Origin of the sequence: Luteitalea pratensis, from assembly GCF_001618865.1 — a bacterium.
GTDB lineage: Bacteria > Acidobacteriota > Vicinamibacteria > Vicinamibacterales > Vicinamibacteraceae > Luteitalea > Luteitalea pratensis.
In genome coordinates, this window is the sequence record NZ_CP015136.1 from 1260116 (window position 1) to 1280129 (window position 20014).

At 68.7% G+C, this 20014-nt stretch carries 14 protein-coding genes; 7 read left to right on the forward strand and 7 right to left on the reverse strand.

Translation table 11 applies throughout. The features are described 5' to 3' along the window. Window positions 1-49: 49 nt before the first annotated feature. Complete coding sequence (locus tag LuPra_RS05255; RefSeq protein ID WP_110169778.1) at window positions 50-1219, forward strand: FAD:protein FMN transferase; 1170 nt, start codon at window positions 50-52, stop codon at window positions 1217-1219. Between the two features lie 232 nt (window positions 1220-1451). Here the strand turns inward: LuPra_RS05255 and rbsK are convergent, their stop codons facing one another. Continuing rightward, a complete protein-coding gene (gene rbsK / locus LuPra_RS05260; protein WP_234800734.1) occupies window positions 1452-2366 on the reverse strand; it encodes a ribokinase in 915 nt (304 codons plus the stop codon). Between the two features lie 223 nt (window positions 2367-2589). On the opposite strand from rbsK, the gene LuPra_RS05265 reads away from it, so the two are divergent. Continuing rightward, window positions 2590-4152, forward strand: coding sequence for a DUF1593 domain-containing protein (locus LuPra_RS05265; RefSeq protein ID WP_234800735.1), 1563 nt, complete (start codon window positions 2590-2592; stop codon window positions 4150-4152). A gap of 50 nt (window positions 4153-4202) precedes the next feature. Here LuPra_RS05265 and LuPra_RS05270 read toward each other — a convergent pair whose 3' ends face one another. Beyond that, window positions 4203-5207, reverse strand: a complete 1005-nt coding sequence (locus tag LuPra_RS05270; RefSeq protein ID WP_110169779.1) for a 2-hydroxyacid dehydrogenase — start codon at window positions 5205-5207, stop codon at window positions 4203-4205. 228 nt (window positions 5208-5435) lie between these two features. Next, window positions 5436-6863 carry a PQQ-dependent sugar dehydrogenase gene (locus LuPra_RS05275; RefSeq protein WP_110169780.1) on the reverse strand — a complete coding sequence of 476 codons (1428 nt, stop codon included), beginning with the start codon at window positions 6861-6863 and terminating at the stop codon, window positions 5436-5438. A 56-nt stretch (window positions 6864-6919) separates the two neighbouring features. On the opposite strand from LuPra_RS05275, the gene LuPra_RS05280 reads away from it, so the two are divergent. Then, complete coding sequence (locus LuPra_RS05280; protein ID WP_157898767.1) at window positions 6920-8035, forward strand: Gfo/Idh/MocA family protein; 1116 nt, start codon at window positions 6920-6922, stop codon at window positions 8033-8035. Between the two features lie 206 nt (window positions 8036-8241). On the opposite strand, the gene LuPra_RS05290 is transcribed toward LuPra_RS05280, so the two are convergent. Next, window positions 8242-8670: a CBS domain-containing protein gene (locus LuPra_RS05290; protein WP_110169782.1), complete on the reverse strand. Its 429-nt coding sequence runs from the start codon at window positions 8668-8670 to the stop codon at window positions 8242-8244. A 311-nt stretch (window positions 8671-8981) separates the two neighbouring features. Here LuPra_RS05290 and ggt point away from each other — a divergent pair, with 311 nt between their 5' ends. After that, the gene (ggt, locus tag LuPra_RS05295; RefSeq protein WP_110169783.1) at window positions 8982-10775 is read left to right on the forward strand and encodes a gamma-glutamyltransferase; all 1794 of its coding nucleotides are present in this window, start codon (window positions 8982-8984) and stop codon (window positions 10773-10775) included. Window positions 10776-10871: 96 nt separating this feature from the next. On the opposite strand, the gene LuPra_RS05300 is transcribed toward ggt, so the two are convergent. Together LuPra_RS05300 and LuPra_RS05305 are read right to left on the reverse strand one after the other, a co-directional pair. Beyond that, entirely contained in the window at window positions 10872-12458 is a 1587-nt protein-coding gene (locus LuPra_RS05300; RefSeq protein ID WP_169812014.1) for a protein adenylyltransferase SelO, read from the reverse strand. Window positions 12459-12664: 206 nt separating this feature from the next. Further along, complete coding sequence (locus LuPra_RS05305; RefSeq protein ID WP_234800736.1) at window positions 12665-13459, reverse strand: ABC transporter ATP-binding protein; 795 nt, start codon at window positions 13457-13459, stop codon at window positions 12665-12667. A gap of 231 nt (window positions 13460-13690) precedes the next feature. On the opposite strand from LuPra_RS05305, the gene LuPra_RS05310 reads away from it, so the two are divergent. Further along, window positions 13691-14461, forward strand: a complete 771-nt coding sequence (locus tag LuPra_RS05310; RefSeq protein ID WP_157898768.1) for a hypothetical protein — start codon at window positions 13691-13693, stop codon at window positions 14459-14461. A 13-nt stretch (window positions 14462-14474) separates the two neighbouring features. Here LuPra_RS05310 and LuPra_RS05315 read toward each other — a convergent pair whose 3' ends face one another. Further along, a complete protein-coding gene (locus LuPra_RS05315; protein WP_110174538.1) occupies window positions 14475-15926 on the reverse strand; it encodes a putative Na+/H+ antiporter in 1452 nt (483 codons plus the stop codon). Window positions 15927-16038: 112 nt separating this feature from the next. On the opposite strand from LuPra_RS05315, the gene LuPra_RS05320 reads away from it, so the two are divergent. Together LuPra_RS05320 and LuPra_RS05325 are read left to right on the forward strand one after the other, a co-directional pair. Further along, the gene (locus tag LuPra_RS05320) at window positions 16039-17229 is read left to right on the forward strand and encodes a Gfo/Idh/MocA family protein (protein WP_234800737.1); all 1191 of its coding nucleotides are present in this window, start codon (window positions 16039-16041) and stop codon (window positions 17227-17229) included. Window positions 17230-17328: 99 nt separating this feature from the next. Beyond that, window positions 17329-19980 carry a PAS domain-containing hybrid sensor histidine kinase/response regulator gene (locus LuPra_RS05325; RefSeq protein ID WP_110169786.1) on the forward strand — a complete coding sequence of 884 codons (2652 nt, stop codon included), beginning with the start codon at window positions 17329-17331 and terminating at the stop codon, window positions 19978-19980. Window positions 19981-20014 lie beyond the last annotated feature (34 nt).

A 20014-nucleotide genomic window follows, 5' to 3' on the forward strand; every position in this document is an offset into this window, starting at 1 on the left:
GACTTGTCCGCCGTAGCCTTGGCGAAGGCGGAACGCTGAACTCCAGGCCATGCACGCGATCTTTCGCCAGTTCGTTGGTTCTTCGCTCGTCGTCGGGCTCGTGCTCGGTGGGGAGATCCGCGGGACGGCCGGCTGGGATACCCGGCCGGTACCATCGTCTGGAGGATCAGTTGATAGGGCCCGCTCTCCGAGCGCGGCCTCAACGGCCTGGGGCAGCCAGCCGCTGCCTTTTCCGACGACCCTCGAGCGATTCGAGGGTGTCGAACCGCACATGGGCACGCTCGTGTCCATCACGGTGTTCGCGCCTGATGCGACGAAGGCTCGCGTGGCGTTCCGTGCCGGATTCGACCGCGTCCGACAGCTGAACGAGATCCTCTCGGACTATCTGTCCGACAGCGAACTCAGTCGCGTGACCAGGGACGCCGTGCGACGCCCGGTGCCGCTCAGCGCCGATCTCTTCGCCGTGCTCAAGGCCTCGCACCGGCTGTCGGTTGCGACCGGCGGCGCCTTCGACGTGACCCAGGGCCCGGTCATCCGGCTGTGGCGGGAGGCACGCAAGGCGAAGCGGATGCCCGACCCCGATGCCCTGCGCGAGGCCGGTACGCGCAGCGGCTACGCGCACATGCATCTCGACGAGGCTCGCCGGACCGTGTCGTTCGATATCGCCGGCATGCAACTCGACGTCGGCGCGATCGGCAAGGGCTTTGCGGCCAGCGAGGCACTCGCGGCGATCACGCGGACCGGCATTCGCCGTGCGCTGGTGGCCGTCAGCGGTGACCTGGCGTTCGGTGACCCGCCGCCGGGGCAGCCGGGGTGGCGCATCCGCATCCACGACGGCGACTTTGGCGATACGCCCATTCCGCCGATCCTCCTGCTGGCCAACATGGCCGTCTCGACGTCCGGCAATGCCGAACAACATCTCGACGTGGACGGCCGCCGCTACTCGCACGTGATCGATCCGGTGTCGCGCACGGGCCTGCTCGACGACATCACCGTGACGGTCATCTCGCGGCACGGTGTGGATGCCGATGGCCTGGATACGGCGATCGGCGTACTGGGCATCGAGCGCGGGCTGGCGCTCGTCGAGCGCGACCATGAGGCCGCCGCGCTCATCGTCCTGCGCAAGGCCGGAACGACACGCGTCGAGACGTCACGGCGGCTGCGCGAACTGGTGAAGCGACAGCCCGCACCGGCCACAACGCCAGCGCCGCGGCGTTGAAGGCGTCGCGCCCGTAAAGGCGCCTTCCGTAGGCGTCGACCTTCAGGTCGACGCGCTGCCGCTGACCGTCGACCTAAAGGTCGACGGCTACGTGTGAACGCCGAGCGCCGAACGTCGGACGGTGAACGCCGACGTCAGGCGGGTCAGCCCAGCGGCTCCGGTCCCCGATTCCCAGTCCCCGATTCCCAGTCCCCGGTTCCCGGTTCCCGGTTCCCGAACCGCGACATCCCGTTCATTGGTGCGCGCTGAGCCACGCGTCGACTTCATCGCGTGTCGGCAGTGACGGCTGCGCGCCCGCCCGTGTCACCGTCAGCGCGCCGGCGGCGTTGCCACGGCGAAGCGCCTCCATTGGCGGCAGCCCCTCGGAAAGCGCCACGGCGAAGGCGCCGACGAATGCGTCACCGGCTGCTGTCGTGTCGACCACGTCGACGGTGTAGGCGTGCACGAGGGTTGGCGCTTGGTCGCGGGGCACCAGGCGTGCACCGGCACCGCCGAGGGTGACCACGATTGCGCTCGCACCGCGATCGTGGAGGCCCGTGATCGCAGCCTGCTGATCCCGCGCGGCAGGTCCGGCCACCGTGAACAACTCCGTCTCGTTCACGATCAGGTAGTCGACCAACGGCAGCAGCGAGTCAGGAAGGATGGCGGCAGGTGCCGCGTTGAGGATCACCGTGCGGCCGGCGTCGTGCGCGATGGCTGCGGCGGCCTGTACGACGGCCATCGGAATTTCGAGCTGCAGCAGCAGGACATCGGTCGACAGGACGACGTCGCGCGCGAGGGTCACGTCATCGGTCGTCAGCGCGCCATTCGCGCCAGGAACGACGATGATCGTGTTCTCGCCGTCGGCGTTCACGGTAATGAGGGCCACCCCGGACGCGCGGCCGCCGCGCACGTCCACGTGGCGGACGTCGATGCCTTCGTCGGCGAGGCCCTGCGCCATGGATGCGCCGAACGCGTCCTCGCCGACGCCGCCGATCATCGCGACGGTGCCGCCAAGGCGTTGCGCCGCGACGGCTTGGTTCGCCCCCTTGCCCCCAGGGACGGTGAGGAAACTCTCGCCCGTGATCGTCTCGCCGGGATGCGCGAACCGGGGCGCGCGCACGACGAGGTCCATGTTGATGCTGCCCACCACCGTGATCAGAGCCACGGAAGAGAAATACAACAAACGCAAGGACGGAGGAGAGAGGAGAGCGGACGGAGGAAGGACGGAGGACCGAGGACCGAGGGGGAGCGAGAACGGAGGAAGGACGGAGGACCGAGGACCGAGGGGGAGCGAGGACGGAGGAGGAATCCCCAATCCCGATCCGAAGGCCGAAGGCCGATTGCCGAAGGCCGATCGCCGTATCGTGTAGTGGCGCAGAATGGGCGGCATGCGATTACCTGTGCGGGTGCTGTGCGTGATGGGAGCGCTGACGTGCCTTGCGGGGCATCCGGCGTGGGCGCAGGCGGGGCGGCCGGCGATGGCCGCCGACCCGGTGGCCAGTCGCGTGGACGCACACGTGGCTCGGGTGCGGTTGCTGGTGCTGACCGATATCGCCAACGAACCGGACGACCAGATGTCGCTCGTGCGGTTGCTCGTGTATGGCAACCAGTTCGACATCGAGGGGTTGGTGGCCACGACGTCGACGTGGTTGAAAACCGGCGTACGGCCCGACGTCCTGCACACCGTCCTCGATGCCTACGCGCAGGTGCAGCCGAACCTGTTGCTGCATGCGCCCGGGTTTCCGGCGGCCGCTGATCTGAAGCGCCTGGTCGCGGCCGGGCAGCCCGGCTACGGCATGGCCGCGACGGGTGCCGGCAAGACGTCACCGGGCGCGGCGCTGTTGCTGGCGGCGATGCGCCGCGACGACCCGCGGCCGTTGTGGGTGACGGCATGGGGCGGCACGAATACGCTCGCGCAGGCCTTGATCGACGCCCGCGCGGCATTGACGCCCGAGCAGCTCCGCACGCTGGTATCGCGGCTCCGCGTCTATGCCATCTCCGACCAGGATGACGCCGGTGCGTGGCTGCGGCGAAAGTTCCCGGACCTGCATTTCATCGGCGTCCCCTCGACGCAGGACGGGCAGGAATACGCGGCGGCGACATGGACCGGGATCAGCGGTGACCGCTTCTATCGCAACGCGCCCGGCGCCGATTTCCGCACCTTCACGGACGGCTGGGTCGACGCCAACATCCGGGCTCGCGGGCCGCTCGGCAAGCACTATCCGTATCCCTGCTGCATCCACGAGGGCGACACGCCTTCGTTCCTCGGCCTCATCGACAACGGCCTCGACAGCGCGATGAGCCCGACCTTCGGAGGCTGGGGCGGCCGGTACGTCTGGCTTCAACCGCATGGGGAGCCGCGGGCGTTCTGGACGCAGGGCGGCGACGCCTACCCGGGTCGCGCGTCGTCGCGAGACACCGTGCGCGGCAGTGACGGCCAGATGTACACCTCGGATCAGGCGACGATCTGGCGATGGCGAGAGGCATTCCAGCACGACTTCGCGGCGCGCATGGCGTGGACCGTCCTGCCTCGTGAGGGCGCGAACCACAACCCGCAGGTGGTCGTGAATGGTGCCGCCGGCACGGCGCCCATCCTCGTAGACGCGCGCGTGGGCACGCCGGTGGCGCTCGATGCCCGTGAGACGCGTGATCCCGAGGGACACGCGCTGACGTTTCGCTGGTGGTACTACCCTGAGGCCGGCACCGGCATCCCGGGGCGTCCGGTCCTCACCGCTCCCGGAGGAGCCCCGCCGGCCGCGACCAACGCGTCACCCCCGGCCGCGCGCGGCGAACGTGAACCGGCGCGCGTGCAGGTCGAGCGCGGCGAGGAGGCGCAGGCGTCGGTGACGCCACGGCTGCCAGGCGTGGCGCACGTCATCCTCGAGGTCACCGACGACGGGACGCCGCGGCTGACGAGTTATCGTCGCGTGATTCTGACGATCGATCGTTGACGTCCACCTCGCCGGTACCCGGTACCCGGTACCCGGTGCCCGGTCGCGATTCATGGCACCCGCTGCCCGATTTCATGCACCAGCGCCTCGCCCCGCGCGAAGGCGCTGACGCTCGCCAGCGTCGTGTCGGCGATGTTGGCAAGCGCCTCGCGCGTCAGGAAACCCTGGTGCGAGGTAATCAACACGTTCGGGAATGTCAGCAGTCGCGCCAGCACGTCATCCTGCAATACCTGCGCGGAGAGATCGCGAAAGAAGAGGGGGCCTTCCTCCTCGTACACGTCGAGCCCGGCGGCACCGACGTGGCGTGACTTCAGCGCCTGGATCAGCGCGCGCGCGTCCACGAGCGCCCCACGGCTGGTGTTGATCAACATGACGCCCGCCTTCATCTGCGCGAACGCATCCTTGTCGATCATGTGGTGCGTCTCGGTCGTGAGCGGCACGTGCAGCGAGATCACATCGGCCTCGCGGTAGAGCGTCGATGCCTCGACGTACTCGACGCCAAGCTCCCGTTGCAGTGCCTCGTCTGGCGAGGCGTCGGTCGCCAGGACACGACAGCCGAAGCCATGTGCGATGCGTGCCAGCACGCGGCCGATGCGGCCGGTGCCGATGATGCCGAACGTCTTGCCGTGGAGGTCGAAGCCGACCAGGCCCTCCAGCGAGAAGTTGGCTTCGCGGACGCGGTTGTACGCGCGATGCACCTTCCGGTTGAGCGTGAGTACGAGGCACATGGCGAGTTCGGCCACCGCGTACGGCGAATACTCCGGTACGCGCACGACCCGCATCCCGATGGCGGCAGCGGCGTCTAGGTCCACGTGGTTGAAGCCGGCCGATCGCAGCGCCAGCAGGCGCGTCCCGCCACGGTGCAGGGCGCCAATGGTCTCCGCATCGGCGCGGTCGTTGACGAACGGGCACACCACCGGCACGCCGCTGGCAAGCGTCGCCGTGCGGCTGCTCAGTCTCGGCTCGAAGAAACGAAGCTCGTGTCCGTACCTGGTATTGGCGGCATCAAATGCGTGACGGTCGTAGGCGCGGGTGTCGAAGACGGCGATGTCCACGCCCCCAGCCTATCGCAATCACAAGGCCTGCAGCCTACGGGCTGCAGCCTGCGGCCTACAGCTATGGCTGGCGTGAACCGCGCTCCGCCACTGCCGGAGGTGGAGCGTCAGCGCGCGCGTGTTGGATCGACCGTCGGCGCACACGGTAGGGCCGGCTTCCTTGGGCGCCGAAGCGTGTAGCGCGAAGGCGGCCGAGCCCGGCCCGCGCTGCGTGACTCGCAGCACCGATCAGTCGGCGGGCGAGAGTCGCACGATCAGGCCGGGACCGTTGAACGCGACGTAGATCAGGCCATCCGGACCGACACGCACGTCGCGCACGCGGCCGGACCCGCGAAGCAGCAGTTCCTGGTGCGTGACCCGGCCGTCGCGGATCTCGAGCCGGCGCAGCTGCTGACCGGCGAGCGCCGTCACGAAGAGATCGTTGGCCCAGCGCGGAAAACGGCTCCCCGTGTAGAAGTCGATGCCGGAAACGGCGATGGACGGCGTCCAGTACACCACCGGCTGTTCGAGGCCATCCTGCTCGGTGCGGTCGGTGAGCGGGGTGCCGTTGTCGTTCATCCCGTACGTGATGATCGGCCAGCCGTAGTTGCGGCCCTTGCGCACGAGGTTGAGTTCATCGCCGCCGCGCGGCCCGTGCTCGGTCGCATAGAGGTCGCCATTGCGGGGGTCGATCGCGAGCCCCTGCTGGTTGCGGTGGCCGTAGCTCCAGATGCTCGCCACCGCGCCGGCACGGCCGACAAACGGGTTGTCACTCGGCACCCGCCCGTCGTCATGGACACGGTGCAGCTTGCCGTAAGGGCTGGCCAGGTCCTGCGCGTCCGCCATGTGACCGCGATCGCCGATCGAGAAGAACAGGTAGCCATCGCGATCGAACAGCAGCCTCGCGCCGAAGTGTGAGTTGTTGTTCCAGTACAGGGCCGGCGCCGGACGGAAGATGGTCACCTGGTCGACGAGGGCATTGCCGCGCAGGGTGCCGCGGATGATGCGCGTGCTCGAGGATCCGGTTTCCGCGCCGGTCTCACTGAAGGCGAGGTACACCCAGCCGTTCTCGGCAAAGCGGGGATGGACGGCGATGTCGAAGAGTCCGCCGTCCTGTTCGACCCACACCGCCGGCACACCACTGATCGGGGGCAGGACCTGTCCCTCGCGGATGATGCGCAACCGGCCCGGCCGCTCGCTCACCAGCAGCGCGCCGTCGGGCAGGAACTCGATGCCCCAGGGCGTCTCGAGTCCGTCGGCCAGCACCTCGGTACGGAATGCGTGGCGTTCGCTCTCGATTCGCGCCGGCAGGGGCAGCGCCGCGGGTGGCAATGTGCCGAGTCGGGCGCTCTCCTGCGCCTCCCGGACGTGAATCACCATGGCCCGGATCTGCAGGTCGGTCAGCGCCGCCCGGAACGGCAGCATCGGCGTACCAGCCACGCCCTCGCGGATCACGCGCGCTATGTCGGCGTCGGTGTCGCCATGCTTCCACTCCGCGTCCACCAGGCTCGGCCCCTGGCCACCCTGAAGCGTGGGGCCGTGGCAATTCGCGCACAGCGACGCGTAGATGGTGGCGACGCTGGCTCGCGGCGCCGACGCTGACTGGAGGGGCGGCAGCACGTACGGCGCCGCACCGAGACCGACACCGAGGACGAGCACGGACAGGAAGGGGCGCATGAGCGGAAGGCGATCATACGTGAACCTCAGTTGGCCGCCGCGCTACGATGCGCTCGATGTCCGAGTCTGCCCCGCCGTACCGCGCCGCGATCATCGGCACCGGCCGCATTGCCTCCCTGCTCGAACGTGATCTCCTCCGCACCAGGCCGCACACGCACGCCGGTTGGTACGCCGCCGACGAGAGGACACGACTGGTCGCGGGCGCCGACCTCGACGCGGGGCGCCTCGAGTCATTCGGTGCGGACTGGAACATCGACGAGGCACACCTGCACGCCGACTACCGTGTCCTGCTTGAACGCGACCGCCCCGATATCGTCTCCATCTGTGCCTACGCAGCCGACCGTGTGGTGATGAGCCGGGCCGCCCTGGCAGCGGGTGTCCGCGGGCTGTGGATCGAGAAGGCCGTGGCGTGCACCGTCGAGGAGGGAGACCTGCTGGCGCGAGACGTGGCCGCCGCCGGCGCGGCGGCGGTCGTCGACCACCCACGCCGCCTGGACGCGCGCCACCGTGCAGTGGCTCGCTGGGTCCGCGAGGAGACCTTCGGCCGGCTCGAGACCGTGCACGTGCTGTTCAGCGGACACGTCGTGCACACCGGCAGCCACGCGTGGGACCTGCTGCTCGCATGGTGCGGCCCGTGGGCGTGCGTGGATGCCACGCTCGACACGGCCGCGCACGAAGCCGACGCCAGCAGCGACGGTCATCAGCGTGACGAAGCCGACGAGGTCCGTTATGCCGGCGCGCTCCGCGACGGTGTCGTCGACCGCGGCGGTCGTGCGCGCATCCTGTTCGAGAACGGTGTCGAGGTGTTCGTTACAGGTGGAGCGAAGCGGTACTTCGTGTTCCAGTGCGACCTGATATGCAGCGGCGGCCGCATTCGCATTGGCAACGACGTGTGGGAGGTGCTGGCGCCGGCCGAGAGCCCGCGATACAGCGGGTACCGTGAACTGTCGCCCATCGATCCGTCGACGCAGATGTGCGCCGAAGACCGGAGCCGTGGTTCGGTCCTCGGCGAACTGCTCACGGCGATGCACACCGGCGTGCCCTCCATCTTGGCGGTCGACTCGGCGGCACGCGCACTGGCCCTTGGCGTGGCGGTGATGCAGGCAGGCCTGACCGGCCGCACCATCACACCGGCGACGCTCGACCGATCGCTCCGCATCGCGAGCATCTAGCCTGCAGCCTGATGCCTACGTCTCAGGTCTCAGGTCTCAGGCCTCAAGCCTCAAGCCTCAAGCCTCAAGCCTCAAGCCTCAAGCCTCAAGCCTCAAGCCTCAAGCCTCAAGCCTCAAGCCTCAAGCCTCAGGTCTCAGGTCTCAGGTAAGCGCGTTGCCGAGACCTTTGCCTGAGACGTGAGACGTGAGACCTGACGAATGACGTATCACACTGCCTGCTGCGGCTCCGACACGTCGCGCACGAGGTCGCCGGTCTGTTCGGCGGTTGCCCACCGCGCCAGGTCGGCCTGCGCGACGATGCCGCACACCTCACCCTCGCCATTCACGATTGGGAGGCGCCGCACCTGGTGCGCCTGCATCAGCTCGATGGCATCGCTGACCTGCGCATCGGGTGGCAGTGACACGGCCGGTTGGGTCATGCAATTGGCTGCCGTGGCGCGGCGCAGGTCGCCGCCATTCGCGACCAGGCGCACGACGATGTCGCGGTCGGTGACGACGCCGATGAGGCCGCCGCCCTTGGTGACCACGGGAATCTCCCCGCAGTCGTGCTGCATCATCATCGTCGCGACGTCGGCGACCGGGGTCTCAGGCGTACAACAGGCCGGGTTCGGCGTCATGAGCTCTTCGATGTTCATGACGCAGGGCTCTTGCAAGCGCGCGGCCAGTTCTCCAAGCCTCAAGCCTCAAGCCTCGAGCCTCGAGCCTCGAGCCTCAAGCCTCAAGCCTCAAGTCTCAGGGCTCAGGGCTTAACCTCGTCTGGTGTTCGGCGCGTGACCTTCGTCGACGCAGGAGGGACGTAGGCGTCGAGCTTGCTCGACGCTTCCCGATACCTTGACGACGTTCAACGTTCGACGTTGGCGTCCAGCGTCTAGCGTCTAGCGTCCAGCGTCCAGCGTCCAGCGTCCGGCGTTCGCCGGTGCCCGGATGCCCGCGATATGCTCCGCCGATGACGCGTGCGCTCGGTCGTCTGGCGATCTGTGGCCTTCTCGCGGGTCTGGCCTGTGCCGCACCGCCGCGGGTCCGCGCGCCGTTGGAGGGCCCTCCGGAGGGCGCCAGTGGCTGGACCGACAAGCCGGGCTGGTCGGGCGCAACATGGATGGCGGCCGCGGCGAACCCGCTCGCCACCGACGCGGGCGCCGAGATCCTCAACGCCGGCGGCAGCGCGATCGACGCGGCGATTGCCGTGCAGATGGTGCTGACGCTGGTCGAGCCGCAATCGAGCGGCATCGGCGGCGGTGCCTTCCTCCTGTATTGGGACGGGCGATCGCTGGTGGCGCTCGATGGGCGGGAAACGGCTCCCGCCGCGGCCACCGAGGCCCTCTTCCTGCGCGACGGTGTCCCCATGCCGACCGCGGAAGCCATCGTCGGCGGCAGGTCGGTCGGGGCTCCCGGAGTCCTCCGCATGCTGGCTCAGGCGCATCGGCGATACGGCCTGCTGCCCTGGGCGCGGCTGTTCGCACCCGCGATCCGGTTGGCCGACGACGGCTTCGCCATCAGCCCACGCCTGGCTCGGCTCGTGTCTGCCAACAAGGCGCTGCCGTCTGATCCTGATGCACGCGGACACTTTTTCACGGCAGATGGGCGACCCAAGCCCGTCGGTACGCTGTTGCGCAACCCAGCCCTGGCCGAGGTGCTGCGACGGGTGGCCAGCGAGGGCGCAGAGGCCTTCTACACCGGCGACATCGCGGCGGCGATTGCCGAGAAAGTGCGTACCCACCGGACCAACCCTGGCCTGCTCACGGCGGCCGACATCGCGGCCTATCAACCGGTCGAGCGTGAGCCGCTGTGCTTCGACTACCACGACGCGCGGATCTGCGGCTTCCCGCCGCCGTCCAGCGGGACCATCGCAGTGGCGCAGATTCTCGGCGCACTGCAGTCGCGCGACCTGAAGACGATGAAACCGGCGCGGGTCGACGCGGGGCACTGGCGTCTCTCGCCGGACCTGGTGCACGTCTACGCCGAGGCGGCGCGGCTCGCGTTTGCCGATCGCGATGCGTATGTGGGCGATCCCGCCTTCGTGGACGTCCCGGTGGCCGGGCTGATCGATGCCGGGTACATCCGCGAGCGTGCCGCGCTCGTCGGCGATCGATCGATGGGCCGTGCCTTGCCCGGCCTGCCCCCCGGACGGGCACGAACGGCATCTGCTGCGATCAGTCTCGAGCGCCCGTCCACGTCGCATATCTCGATCGTCGATCGCTTCGGCAACGCGCTGTCGATGACGACGACGATCGAGGACGAGTTCGGTTCGCGGCAGATGGTGCGTGGGTTCATGCTGAACAACCAGCTCACCGACTTCTCGCTGGCGGCCCTCACGCCCGACGGCACGCCGGTCGCCAACCGGGTGCAGCCAGGCAAGCGGCCTCGGTCCTCGATGACGCCGCTGCTCGTCTTCGATCGCGGAACCGGGCGGTTACGGATGACGCTCGGTTCGCCGGGCGGCTCCGATATCATCAACTACGTCGGCAAGGTCCTGATCGGCACGCTCGACTGGGGTCTCGACGTGCAGGCGGCGATCACGCTGCCCAACGTCGGCAGCCGCAATGGCCCGACCGAACTCGAGGCCGGTCGCGTCGACACGGCGCTCGGCGCGGCCCTGGAAGCACGCGGGCACGCGGTCCGCTACGTCGCCAAGACCTCGGGCGTGCAGGCCATCGAGCGGACGCCGACGGGCTGGTTCGCTGGCGCCGACCCTCGGCGCGAGGGCACCGCGCGAGGGGACGCGGTGACATCACGTCAGTAACACACGGGCTACGGCCTACGGCCTGCAGCCTGCGGGTCACGTCTCACGTCTCAAGTCTCAGGGAAGATCTGAGCCCTGGGACCTGAGCCCTGAGACCTAAGAGCTGCAGCTGAGCATGCTGCAGCCGGCGCGGTTGCGGGCCCATTCCGGGCGGCGCCGCGCCAGGTCGTCCTCGCCCGGCTGGTCGTCGTAGGGGCGGGCAAGGACGCGCAACAGCCGCTCGATCACCGACGAGTCACCCTCCGCGGTCGCGACGATCGCCAGCTGGGCGAGATAGTTGCGCAGCACGTACTTCGGGTTCGCGCGATGCATGCGGGCGACGCGCTCGTCTCGTGGCCGTCCCTCCGCACGCACACGTGCCGCGTACTCCCGCAGCCAGTCGACGACGCGACCGCGGTGCGGCCCCTGCAGCGCCGCCGCGTCGTAGAACGCATCGCGAATCGGATCCAGATATTGTTCGTCGTTCGCCGCCGCGTCCTCCACGGGCACATCGGCGAGCCCGCGGAAGAAGATCGTCATGTCGGTCTCGGTCGCCTCGAGCCACGTGAACATGCCAACCAGCAGCGGATCCTCGCCCGTCGTGTCGATGGAATCGAGGCCCAGCTTGTCGCGCAGCATGACGCCGTAGCTCGTGTCGAAGGTCTCGCGGTAGATCTCGAGACCGCGATGCAGGTCGTCGGGCGTCTCGATGAGCGGAGACAGCGATTCGCCGAGTCGCGCCAGGTTCCACAGCGCGACGTTGGGCTGCTGCCCGTAACGATAGCGCCGGGTGCCGGCGTCGGTGGTATTCGGGGTCCACGTCGGGTCGTAGCCCTCGAGCCACCCGTAGGGCCCGTAGTCGATCGTCAGACCGAGTATCGACATGTTGTCGGTGTTCAGCACACCGTGCACGAAACCGACGCGCGTCCAGTGCGCGGCCAGGATCGCGGTGCGGCGGCAGACTTCCTCGAACAGCGCCAGGTACGTCGCGCTCGACGGCACGCCGAGTTCGGGGTAGTGCGTCGCGATTACGTAGTCGGCGAGCCGGCGGAGGATGTCCGTCTCGCCGTGTGTCGCGTGCATCTCGAACGATCCGAAGCGGACAAACGACGGCGCGACGCGGCAGACGATCGCGCCCGGCTCCGCGTCGGGCCGGCCATCGTAGAACATGTCGCGAACCACCGGTTCACCCGTCCCGACCAGGCTCAACGCTCGCGTCGTGGGGATGCCGAGCCAGTGCATCGCCTCCGAACACAGGAACTCCCGGACCGAGGATCGCAGCACGGCCCGGCCGTCCGCGTGCCGCGAGTACGGCGTGCGCCCGGCGCCCTTCAGCTGCACTTCCCACGACTGCCGATCCGGTGCCCGCACTTCACCGAGCGTGATCGCGCGTCCGTCACCGAGCTGATCCGCCCATTGGCCGAACTGGTGGCCGCCATAACGTGCGGCGTACGGCCGCATGCCCGGCACCTGCCTGTTGCCGGACAGAATCTCGGCTGCCGCACCCGCGCCAAGCGGTGGTCGTGCGAGCCCGAGTTGCGCGCCCATGGCATCTGACCACGCCAGCAGCGATGGGGCCGCCACCGGCGTCGGCGCCACGTGCGAGTAACTGGCGCCGGGTACTGCCCGCGACACGTTGCGTGTCGATGGGTCGGCGGGCAACGCCCTGATGAACGAGTCGGAGAAGTCGAGGGAGTCGAACACAGGAATTTCAGAATTGCAGGAAGTTCAGAATTTCAACCACCCACCGCCACACGGCTACCAGCTCACGTTGTCATCATCGTTCGATCGGTGGCGATGCAAACCCCTTGACCGCCCCTCGCCTGACTGCGACTTGCTGACCCATGTGTCGAGCTGCTGACCAGGACAGTGAAATTCTGCGATTCTGAACGTCTGCAATTGCGTGCCCCTCACCAGGCGTGATAGTGGCCGTCCCGATGGGTGACCTCGACAGGGCGATCGTACAGCGCCGTCAGCGTCTCGGTGGTCAGCAGCGCGGCCGTGGCGCCGTCGCCGGCGATGCGTCCCTGCTTGAGCAGCACGACACGGCCGACCTCCGGGACGATGTCGGCCAGGTCGTGGGTCACGAGCAGGAGGCTCGTCCCTTCCTGTGCCAGCGCCCGCATTGTCGCGCGCACTTCGTGGGCGGCGCCCAGGTCGAGGCTCGTCATCGGCTCGTCGAGGATGAGCGCGCGCGGCCTGTGGATGAGTGCGCGTCCGATGAGCAGGCGCCGCGCCTCACCTGAAGACATCCGCGTCATCAGCCGATCGGCGAGATGTGGCAGGCCGAGCCAGGCCAGGATCTCGTCGACGCGCTCATGCATGGACGGCGTCGGCGCATGATGCGGCCACAGGCCGATGCTGCCGAAGAACGCCGAGAGCAGCAGGTCGCGCCCGGTCACCTTGCGCGTACAGGTGGCGAGCAGGTCGTTCGAGACGATGCCGATGGCGGCGCGCAGATCCCACTGGGTCCAGCGATCCTGGCCGAGCACGGTCACCGAGCTCTCTGGCCGAGCCAGAGGCCACAGGTCGCGGGTGACGAGCTTGAGGACCGTGCTCTTGCCGGAACCGTTCGGCCCGACCACGGCCACATGCTGGCCGGCCGGAATCACCAGGGAGAAATCGTCGAGGATCGTGGCGTTGTCGCGGATCACCGTAACGTGGGAGAAGGCCAGCAAGGCGTCGGACATGTCGTCGCCGAGCATGGTAGCCCGTTGTCTCTCGCGTCCCGCCCGCTGTGCCTTGCACGTGGGCCCGCGTCGGATTTGCCCCATGCGTCGTGAAGAAGGACACGGTCACCACTGGACCTTGGTCGATGGAGCGGCGCCACGGGTTGTCAGGGGGCCGAAGCGGGCGCAAGATACGGCCTGCGGCGAGCGCAAGCCCACGATCGTCGGATGGTCGCGCGACGGCATGTCGCGTGCATCGGAGGAAGCATGGCCAGTGCGTGTGCTCGCTCGGCTCAGCGGATCGGATGGGTCTGGCCCTGCGCCCTCGCATGTGCAGCGCTGACGACTCCGAATCCCGTTGCGGTCGTCCACGCGCAGGTCGCGCCCCCCTCGTCCATCAGTTCGGCAGCGGTCACGTTCAAGCCCGAACCTCCCCTGCGCAGCTACGTCGCCATCCGGCGCCTCGAGTCTGCAAACGATCGACACAACAAGGCTGCGTGGCTCGTCGTCCGCACCTGCCTCAATGACGGCGTGTTCACGTGGGAAGCGCTGGACGAAGGCGGGTCCGAACTGATCCGGAAGCGGGTCCTGCGCGAGACGCTCGACAAGGAGGCGCAGGTGCACCGCGAAGGACTGTCGCGCCGCGGCGGCCTGACCGACGAGAACTACACGTTCTCCCCGCCGTCACCCGTCGAGGGTGGCGTGCGTGTGGCGATCGATCCTCGCAAGCGCGAGGACATGCTCGTCAAGGGCGAGATGTGGCTCTCGCCCGAGGGCACGCTGCTGCGCATCGAAGGCGATCTCGTCAAGCGGCCGTCGTTCTGGACGAAATCCGTACACCTGATCCGCCAGTACGGGCGTGTCGACGGCACGCACGTGCCGTTGCGTCTCGACATCGTGGCGCAGGTGCGACTGGTCGGCACGTCGCGACTGTCGATGACGTACCAGTACCTCGAGATCAACGGTCGCCCCGTGCAGGATGTCTCGGAGACCTCGCTGATCACGCGCGCCACAGCCGTTCGAGCGCCGTCGCACTGACCCACCCGCCTGCCTAGGGAATCAGCCGGTAACACACCACCGCCACTGCCGTCGGCAGCAGCGCGGCCGCCGCAAGCGACAACGGCGAGATCGCGCCGCCGAAGAATCGCCCGAGAATCGCCTGTCCGGCCGGATTGGGCGCATTGGCGATCACAGTCAGGCCGCCGCCCGTGACGGCGCCCTCGACGACGGCCATCTTCGCCGCCTCGCCGAGGTTCGGCACGAGCGTCGCCAGGTAGGTGATGAGTGCGTTGTCGTTGAACGCCGTCAGCAACGCCGCGCCGAAGAAGAGCGGCGTCTCGCTGAGGCTCGCGAGCACCGGTGCGATCCACCAGCCCTGCAAGCCGCCGTGAATCACCAGGCCCGCGAGGAAGAAGCCCACGAGCAAGGGCGATTTGAGCGGGACTTCGGCCTGGCAGGCGCTGGTCGCCTTCACGAACCCGAGGAAAAACAGGAAGCCACCGATGAACAGCGCGGGGTAGTGCGAGTTGACCACCGTCCACGCCATGAACAAGCAGTGCACGACGATGATCCACGCGGGCACGGGGACTAGCAGGCCGTGACCGCTGGCGACCGCATCGGCGTCGGGGACCTCGGGGTCGATCACCGCCGGACGCGTCGCCAGTGCCTGCAGTTCGGCGCGGAACATCGTGTAGTAGAGAAGCGCGGATCCGAACACTGCCAGCAGCGTGCGCCAGCCGAAATGGCTCATCACGTACCACATGTCCCATCCCCACGGGCGCGCGACCATCAGGATGGGCGGTGCGGCGAAATGGGTCAGCGTGCCGCCGATCGAGACATTAACGAACAGCAGGCCCAGCGTGGCGTACTTGAGGCGCTGGCTCGGGTTGAGGTCGAAGAACTGCCGCGAGAGCAGCAGCGCGCAGATGGTCATCGCCGCCGGTTCGGTGATGAACGAGCCGAGCAGCGGGCCGATCGTCAGCGTCGCGAACCACCAGGCCGCTGGCGTGCTTCTGCCGAGCGTCGCCACCTTGCCCATCGCCCATTCGGCAAGGACGATGATCGGCCGCGTCGAGGCCAGGGCCATGATGACAACGACGAACAGGGGCTCGGTGTAGTTGACCGTGTCGTTGACGTAGTGCTTGGTGAGTGTCCACCCGCGGGCCCACGTAGCCGCGGCGAGCAGCACCACCGCCCACAGGCCGAAGACCACCTCCACCTCGCCGACGAAATGGAGGATCTCCGACAGGAACGCGGGTTGCCGTGGCCTGCCCGCGGCATCGGCGTCATGGTCGGCGCGGTGCTGGATGTCGTGCGCGAGCGCGAGGACGCGCGGCGCCAGGAAGGTGTGCAGGATGGCGAGGCCGAAGATGCCGGTCGCGACGATATTGGCCGGATCCTGGGCGATGCGATCGGACAGCGTGTGCAACAGGCCGTCCGGTGACGCCGGGGGGTAGTCGGACAGCGGCGTCGGGAAATGCGCGTGACTCGGGGGACCGGCCATCGCCCGAACATAGCGGAGCCGGGCGCGCGCCACAAGCGAGAGACGGCGGGCGAGCGGCGCGTCCACGCGTGATACGCTCCGGCCGACCCTCGAATCCGGGAGCCCGAGCCTCATGCTGCATCCCTCGCCTTCCTCACGCGCGACCACCGCGAATGGCCTGTCGTACCATGCGCTGCTTCGTCGATCGGCCATCGTCCTGGCGATGGCGCTGGTCCTGTCAGCACTGGTGATTCCGGCGTCGTCTGTGCGTGCCCAGGCCGCCGCCCCAGGCGGTCCGCCCCTGCGGATCGCCATCGCCGGCCTCGTGCACGGGCACGTGCGCGGTCACATGACCGCGATGGTCAAGCGCACGGACGTCGAACTGGTCGGGGTGTACGAGCCGGACGCGGCGCTGCGCCAGACGTTTGCCGAGACACACACGATCGACGCGGCGAAGATGTTCGCCGACCTGGACCGGCTGATCACGACGGCCCGGCCCGAGGCGCTCGTCGTCTACACCAACACCTTCGATCACCTGAAGGTCATCGAGATTGCCGCGAAGCATGGCGTGCACGTGATGGTCGAGAAGCCGCTGGCGGTGTCGACGGCACATGCCAGGGCGATCGAGGCCGCCGCCATGCGCGGCAAGATCCACGTGCTGGTCAACTACGAGACGACCTGGTACCGCAGCCACCGCGCGATCTGGAGGCTGATGCACGAGGAGAAGACCGGCGGCCGGATCCGCAAGATCGTGGCGATGGATGGCCACTTCGGACCGAAGGAGATCGGCACCCAGCCCGAGTTCTTCGACTGGCTCTCGGATCCGGTGCGCAATGGCGCGGGGGCGTTGTACGACTTCGGCTGCTACGGCGCCAACATCGCGACGTGGCTGCTCGACAACGAACGGCCGATCCGTGTGACGGCGGTGACCCAGCGCAACAAGCCCGCGATCTACCCCAAGGTGGACGACGAGGCCACGATCGTCATGGAGTACACGGGCGCGCAGGCCATCGTGCAGGCGTCATGGAACTGGCCGGACCATCGCAAGGACCTCGAGGTGTACACCGAGAGCGCCGCGGCGTGGGCGACGGGCGGCGCGGCCTTGCGGACCAAGCTCCGTGGCCAGCCGGTCGCCGACGTGCCGGTGGAGGACTGGCCGGTGGACGAGCAGAACGCGCTGAACTACCTCACGGCCGTCGTGCGCGGGCGCCTCGTGCCGTCGGGCCCGACCTCACTGCAGAACAACGTGATCGTCTCGGAGATTCTCGACGCCGCACGCGAGAGCGCGAAGACGGGACACGCCGTCATGTTGTCGGGTAAGTAGGTCACGCGCAGACCACCTGGCCGGTGACGACCAGGGCTATCCAAAGTCAGTGCGCTGCTATCGTCGCGCGGGCGCCTCGTACGGGCATATCCTGCTGTTGTGCCCAAGCGCGCGCTCGGCCTCGGCGCAGCGGTGTTGGTGGCATCGGCGACGGTTGCCGGTGTCGCGATCCGGTATGCCTGGCTGGTGGCCAGTTCCCCGGACCCAGCGGGCCGGACGGCCGTCGTTGCGCTGACCGCGATTGCGGTCCTCGTCGTGCTCCAGGTGGCACTGGGCTGGCTGGTCTACACCCGCGTCGCGGAGCGGGAGGCACTCGCCCTCAGCGCGGAACGTGCCTGGGATGAGGCGCTGCAGCGGAGCGAGCAGCAGCGCCGGCGGGTGATCGACGAGGTCGAGCAGGTCATCTTCCAGGTGGATGGCCACGGCCGACTGACGTTCCTGAATCGCGCCTGGCAGGTCCTCACCGGATACGCCGTCCACGACTCCCTCGGGCAGACCTTCGAGACATGCGTACACCCGGACGACCGCGCCGCGGCACAACAGTTGTACGGTGATCTGCTGGCCCGCCGGGCCGACGAGGCACACCAGGAACTGCGATTCCTGACGAGCGAGGGCTCGATTTGCTGGATGGCCATCGCTGCCCGGCCGATGATCGAGGGAGGCACTCCGCAAGGTGTCGCCGGCACGATCACCGACGTCACCGCGCGCCGGCACGTGCAGCAGGAACTCGAGGGGGCGCGCGTCGCCGCCGAGCGTGCGAGCGCCGCCAAGAGCGAGTTCCTCAGGTCGATGAGCCACGAGATGCGCACGCCACTCAACGGCGTGCTCGGCTTGATGGAACTGCTCCTGGCGACCCGGCTCGATCCGCTGCAGGCGCGGTACGTCGCGGTGGCGCGGGCGTCGGCCACTCATCTCGCCACGCTCATTACCGAGATCCTCGATCTCGCACGCATCGAGGACGGCGCGCTGGTGCTGGATCGTGCCCTGTTCGACTTGCCCGATCTCGTCGAGAGCAGCCTGGACGTCGTCGCGGCGGAGGCGTCGCGCAAGAAGCTGCACCTCTCGTGCACCGTCACGCAGGACGTCCCGACCTGGGTGATCGGCGACCCTGGCCGATTGCGGCAGGTGCTCGTGAGCCTCCTGGCCAACGCCGTGAAGTTCACCGAGCGCGGCGAGGTGCACGTGCACGCAGGCGCGCAGGTCGATGTGCCCGCTCGCACGGCGCGCTTACGCATCGAGGTCCACGACACGGGGATCGGCATGACGACAGACCTGATCGACCGGCTGTTCCTGCCGTTCACGCCAGGGGATGCCTCGAACACGCGCCGGCACAGCGGCACCGGGCTCGGCCTCACCATCTGCAAGCGCCTGTTGGACGCCATGGAAGGCACCATCGAGGCGCGCAGCGAGGCGCGTGCCGGCGCCACCTTCACCGTGACGCTGCCCATCGAGGTCGCGGATGCGGCGATGGTCGAGAGCCAGCGCGAGGGCGACGTCCCGCTGCGAGTGCTGGCGGTGTTGCAGGACCCGGCCGATCGGGCCGAGGTCGCCCGCTTGCTCGAGGGCTGGCGCTTCGACGCCGGTGTCGTGGCCGATTGCGACGAAGGGCTCGAACACGTCCGGCAGACAACGCCCTCGCGCTGGCGCTTCGGCGTGGTGCTGCTCGACGGTCTCGCGCCTGGCGCGGCCGCTTTCGCGCGCTATCTCCGCGACCTCTCGCCCGCGCCCGGGGTCGTGTGGATCACCCCCGAAGATGGCCGTGTGCCGGGCGAGATCTCCAGCGTTCGCGAGCGGATCGACCGCCCCGTCAAGGGCCCCGCCCTGTTTGACGCCATCATGCAGGCGGTCGTCGGATCGTCCCCGGGTCAGGGCGAACGGCCGCCGCCACCGGCGTGGCCGCGACGCCTGCGCGTGCTCGTCGCCGACGACCATGACGTCAACCAGATGGTCGTGCGCGACCTGTTGCAGTCGATGGGGCTCGACGTGGACCTGGTGTCGGACGGCGAAGGAGCCGTGGCCGCCGCACTCACCACGCCGTACGACGTCGTCCTCATGGACTGCCAGATGCCCGTCGTCGATGGCCTCGAAGCCACGCGCCGCATCCGGCTGGCGCAGGAGCAGCGCCGCATTGCGCACGCGCCGTGGATCATCGCGCTCACCGCCAATGCCACCGCCGAGGACCGCCAGGCGTGCCTGGCCGCGGGCATGAACGCGTACCTGACCAAGCCCGTGCGCGGCACGGTGCTGCAGCGGACCCTGCTGCGGCTCGTCGGCGGCGATGCCGGGAAGACGGCCGACGAGGAGGACGTGCCGATGACGCCCGCTGCCGCGCCAGCCGCGTCGCTCCACGAGCCCAGGCTCGGCGAGGCCCCTGATGCCGAGGACATCCTGGACCCGGCCGACGTGCTCTTGCGCTGCAACTACAACGCCGACCTCGGCGCGCAGATGCTGCAGTTGTTTGCCGAGTCGCTGCCGGGGGAACTCGAGGCGCTCGAGGCCGCAGCTGCCGCCAACGACCATGACCGGCTGGGGAGGATTACCCACAAGATGCGCGGCGCGGCGGCGACCCTCGCCGCCGTGCGCCTGGCCGGCGCGATCACCGGCATCGAACTGTTCCTGAAGTACGGTGACGGCGGCCCGTTGCCGGAGCTGCTCGCCGAGGTTCGCCACGAGAGCGCCCTGTTCATCGGCGTCGTCCCGCAGATCGTCCGCCGACTCACGGAAGGCACCGCGCCGTCGCGTCAAGGCTGAGCCCGTGGCCCTTCCGGATTGACGGGGTTGCTCA

What these genes read in the sequence shown, in the direction of transcription:
- LuPra_RS05255 (WP_110169778.1), top strand. Translation starts at nt 50, where the DNA reads ATGCACGCGATCTTTCGCCAGTTCGTTGGTTCTTCGCTCGTCGTCGGG.
- LuPra_RS05265 (WP_234800735.1), top strand. Translation starts at nt 2,590, where the DNA reads ATGCGATTACCTGTGCGGGTGCTGTGCGTGATGGGAGCGCTGACGTGC.
- LuPra_RS05275 (WP_110169780.1), bottom strand. Translation starts at nt 6,863, where the DNA reads ATGCGCCCCTTCCTGTCCGTGCTCGTCCTCGGTGTCGGTCTCGGTGCG.
- LuPra_RS05280 (WP_157898767.1), top strand. Translation starts at nt 6,920, where the DNA reads ATGTCCGAGTCTGCCCCGCCGTACCGCGCCGCGATCATCGGCACCGGC.
- LuPra_RS05290 (WP_110169782.1), bottom strand. Translation starts at nt 8,670, where the DNA reads ATGAACATCGAAGAGCTCATGACGCCGAACCCGGCCTGTTGTACGCCT.
- ggt (WP_110169783.1), top strand. Translation starts at nt 8,982, where the DNA reads ATGACGCGTGCGCTCGGTCGTCTGGCGATCTGTGGCCTTCTCGCGGGT.
- LuPra_RS05305 (WP_234800736.1), bottom strand. Translation starts at nt 13,459, where the DNA reads ATGCTCGGCGACGACATGTCCGACGCCTTGCTGGCCTTCTCCCACGTT.
- LuPra_RS05310 (WP_157898768.1), top strand. Translation starts at nt 13,691, where the DNA reads ATGGCCAGTGCGTGTGCTCGCTCGGCTCAGCGGATCGGATGGGTCTGG.
- LuPra_RS05315 (WP_110174538.1), bottom strand. Translation starts at nt 15,926, where the DNA reads ATGGCCGGTCCCCCGAGTCACGCGCATTTCCCGACGCCGCTGTCCGAC.
- LuPra_RS05320 (WP_234800737.1), top strand. Translation starts at nt 16,039, where the DNA reads ATGCTGCATCCCTCGCCTTCCTCACGCGCGACCACCGCGAATGGCCTG.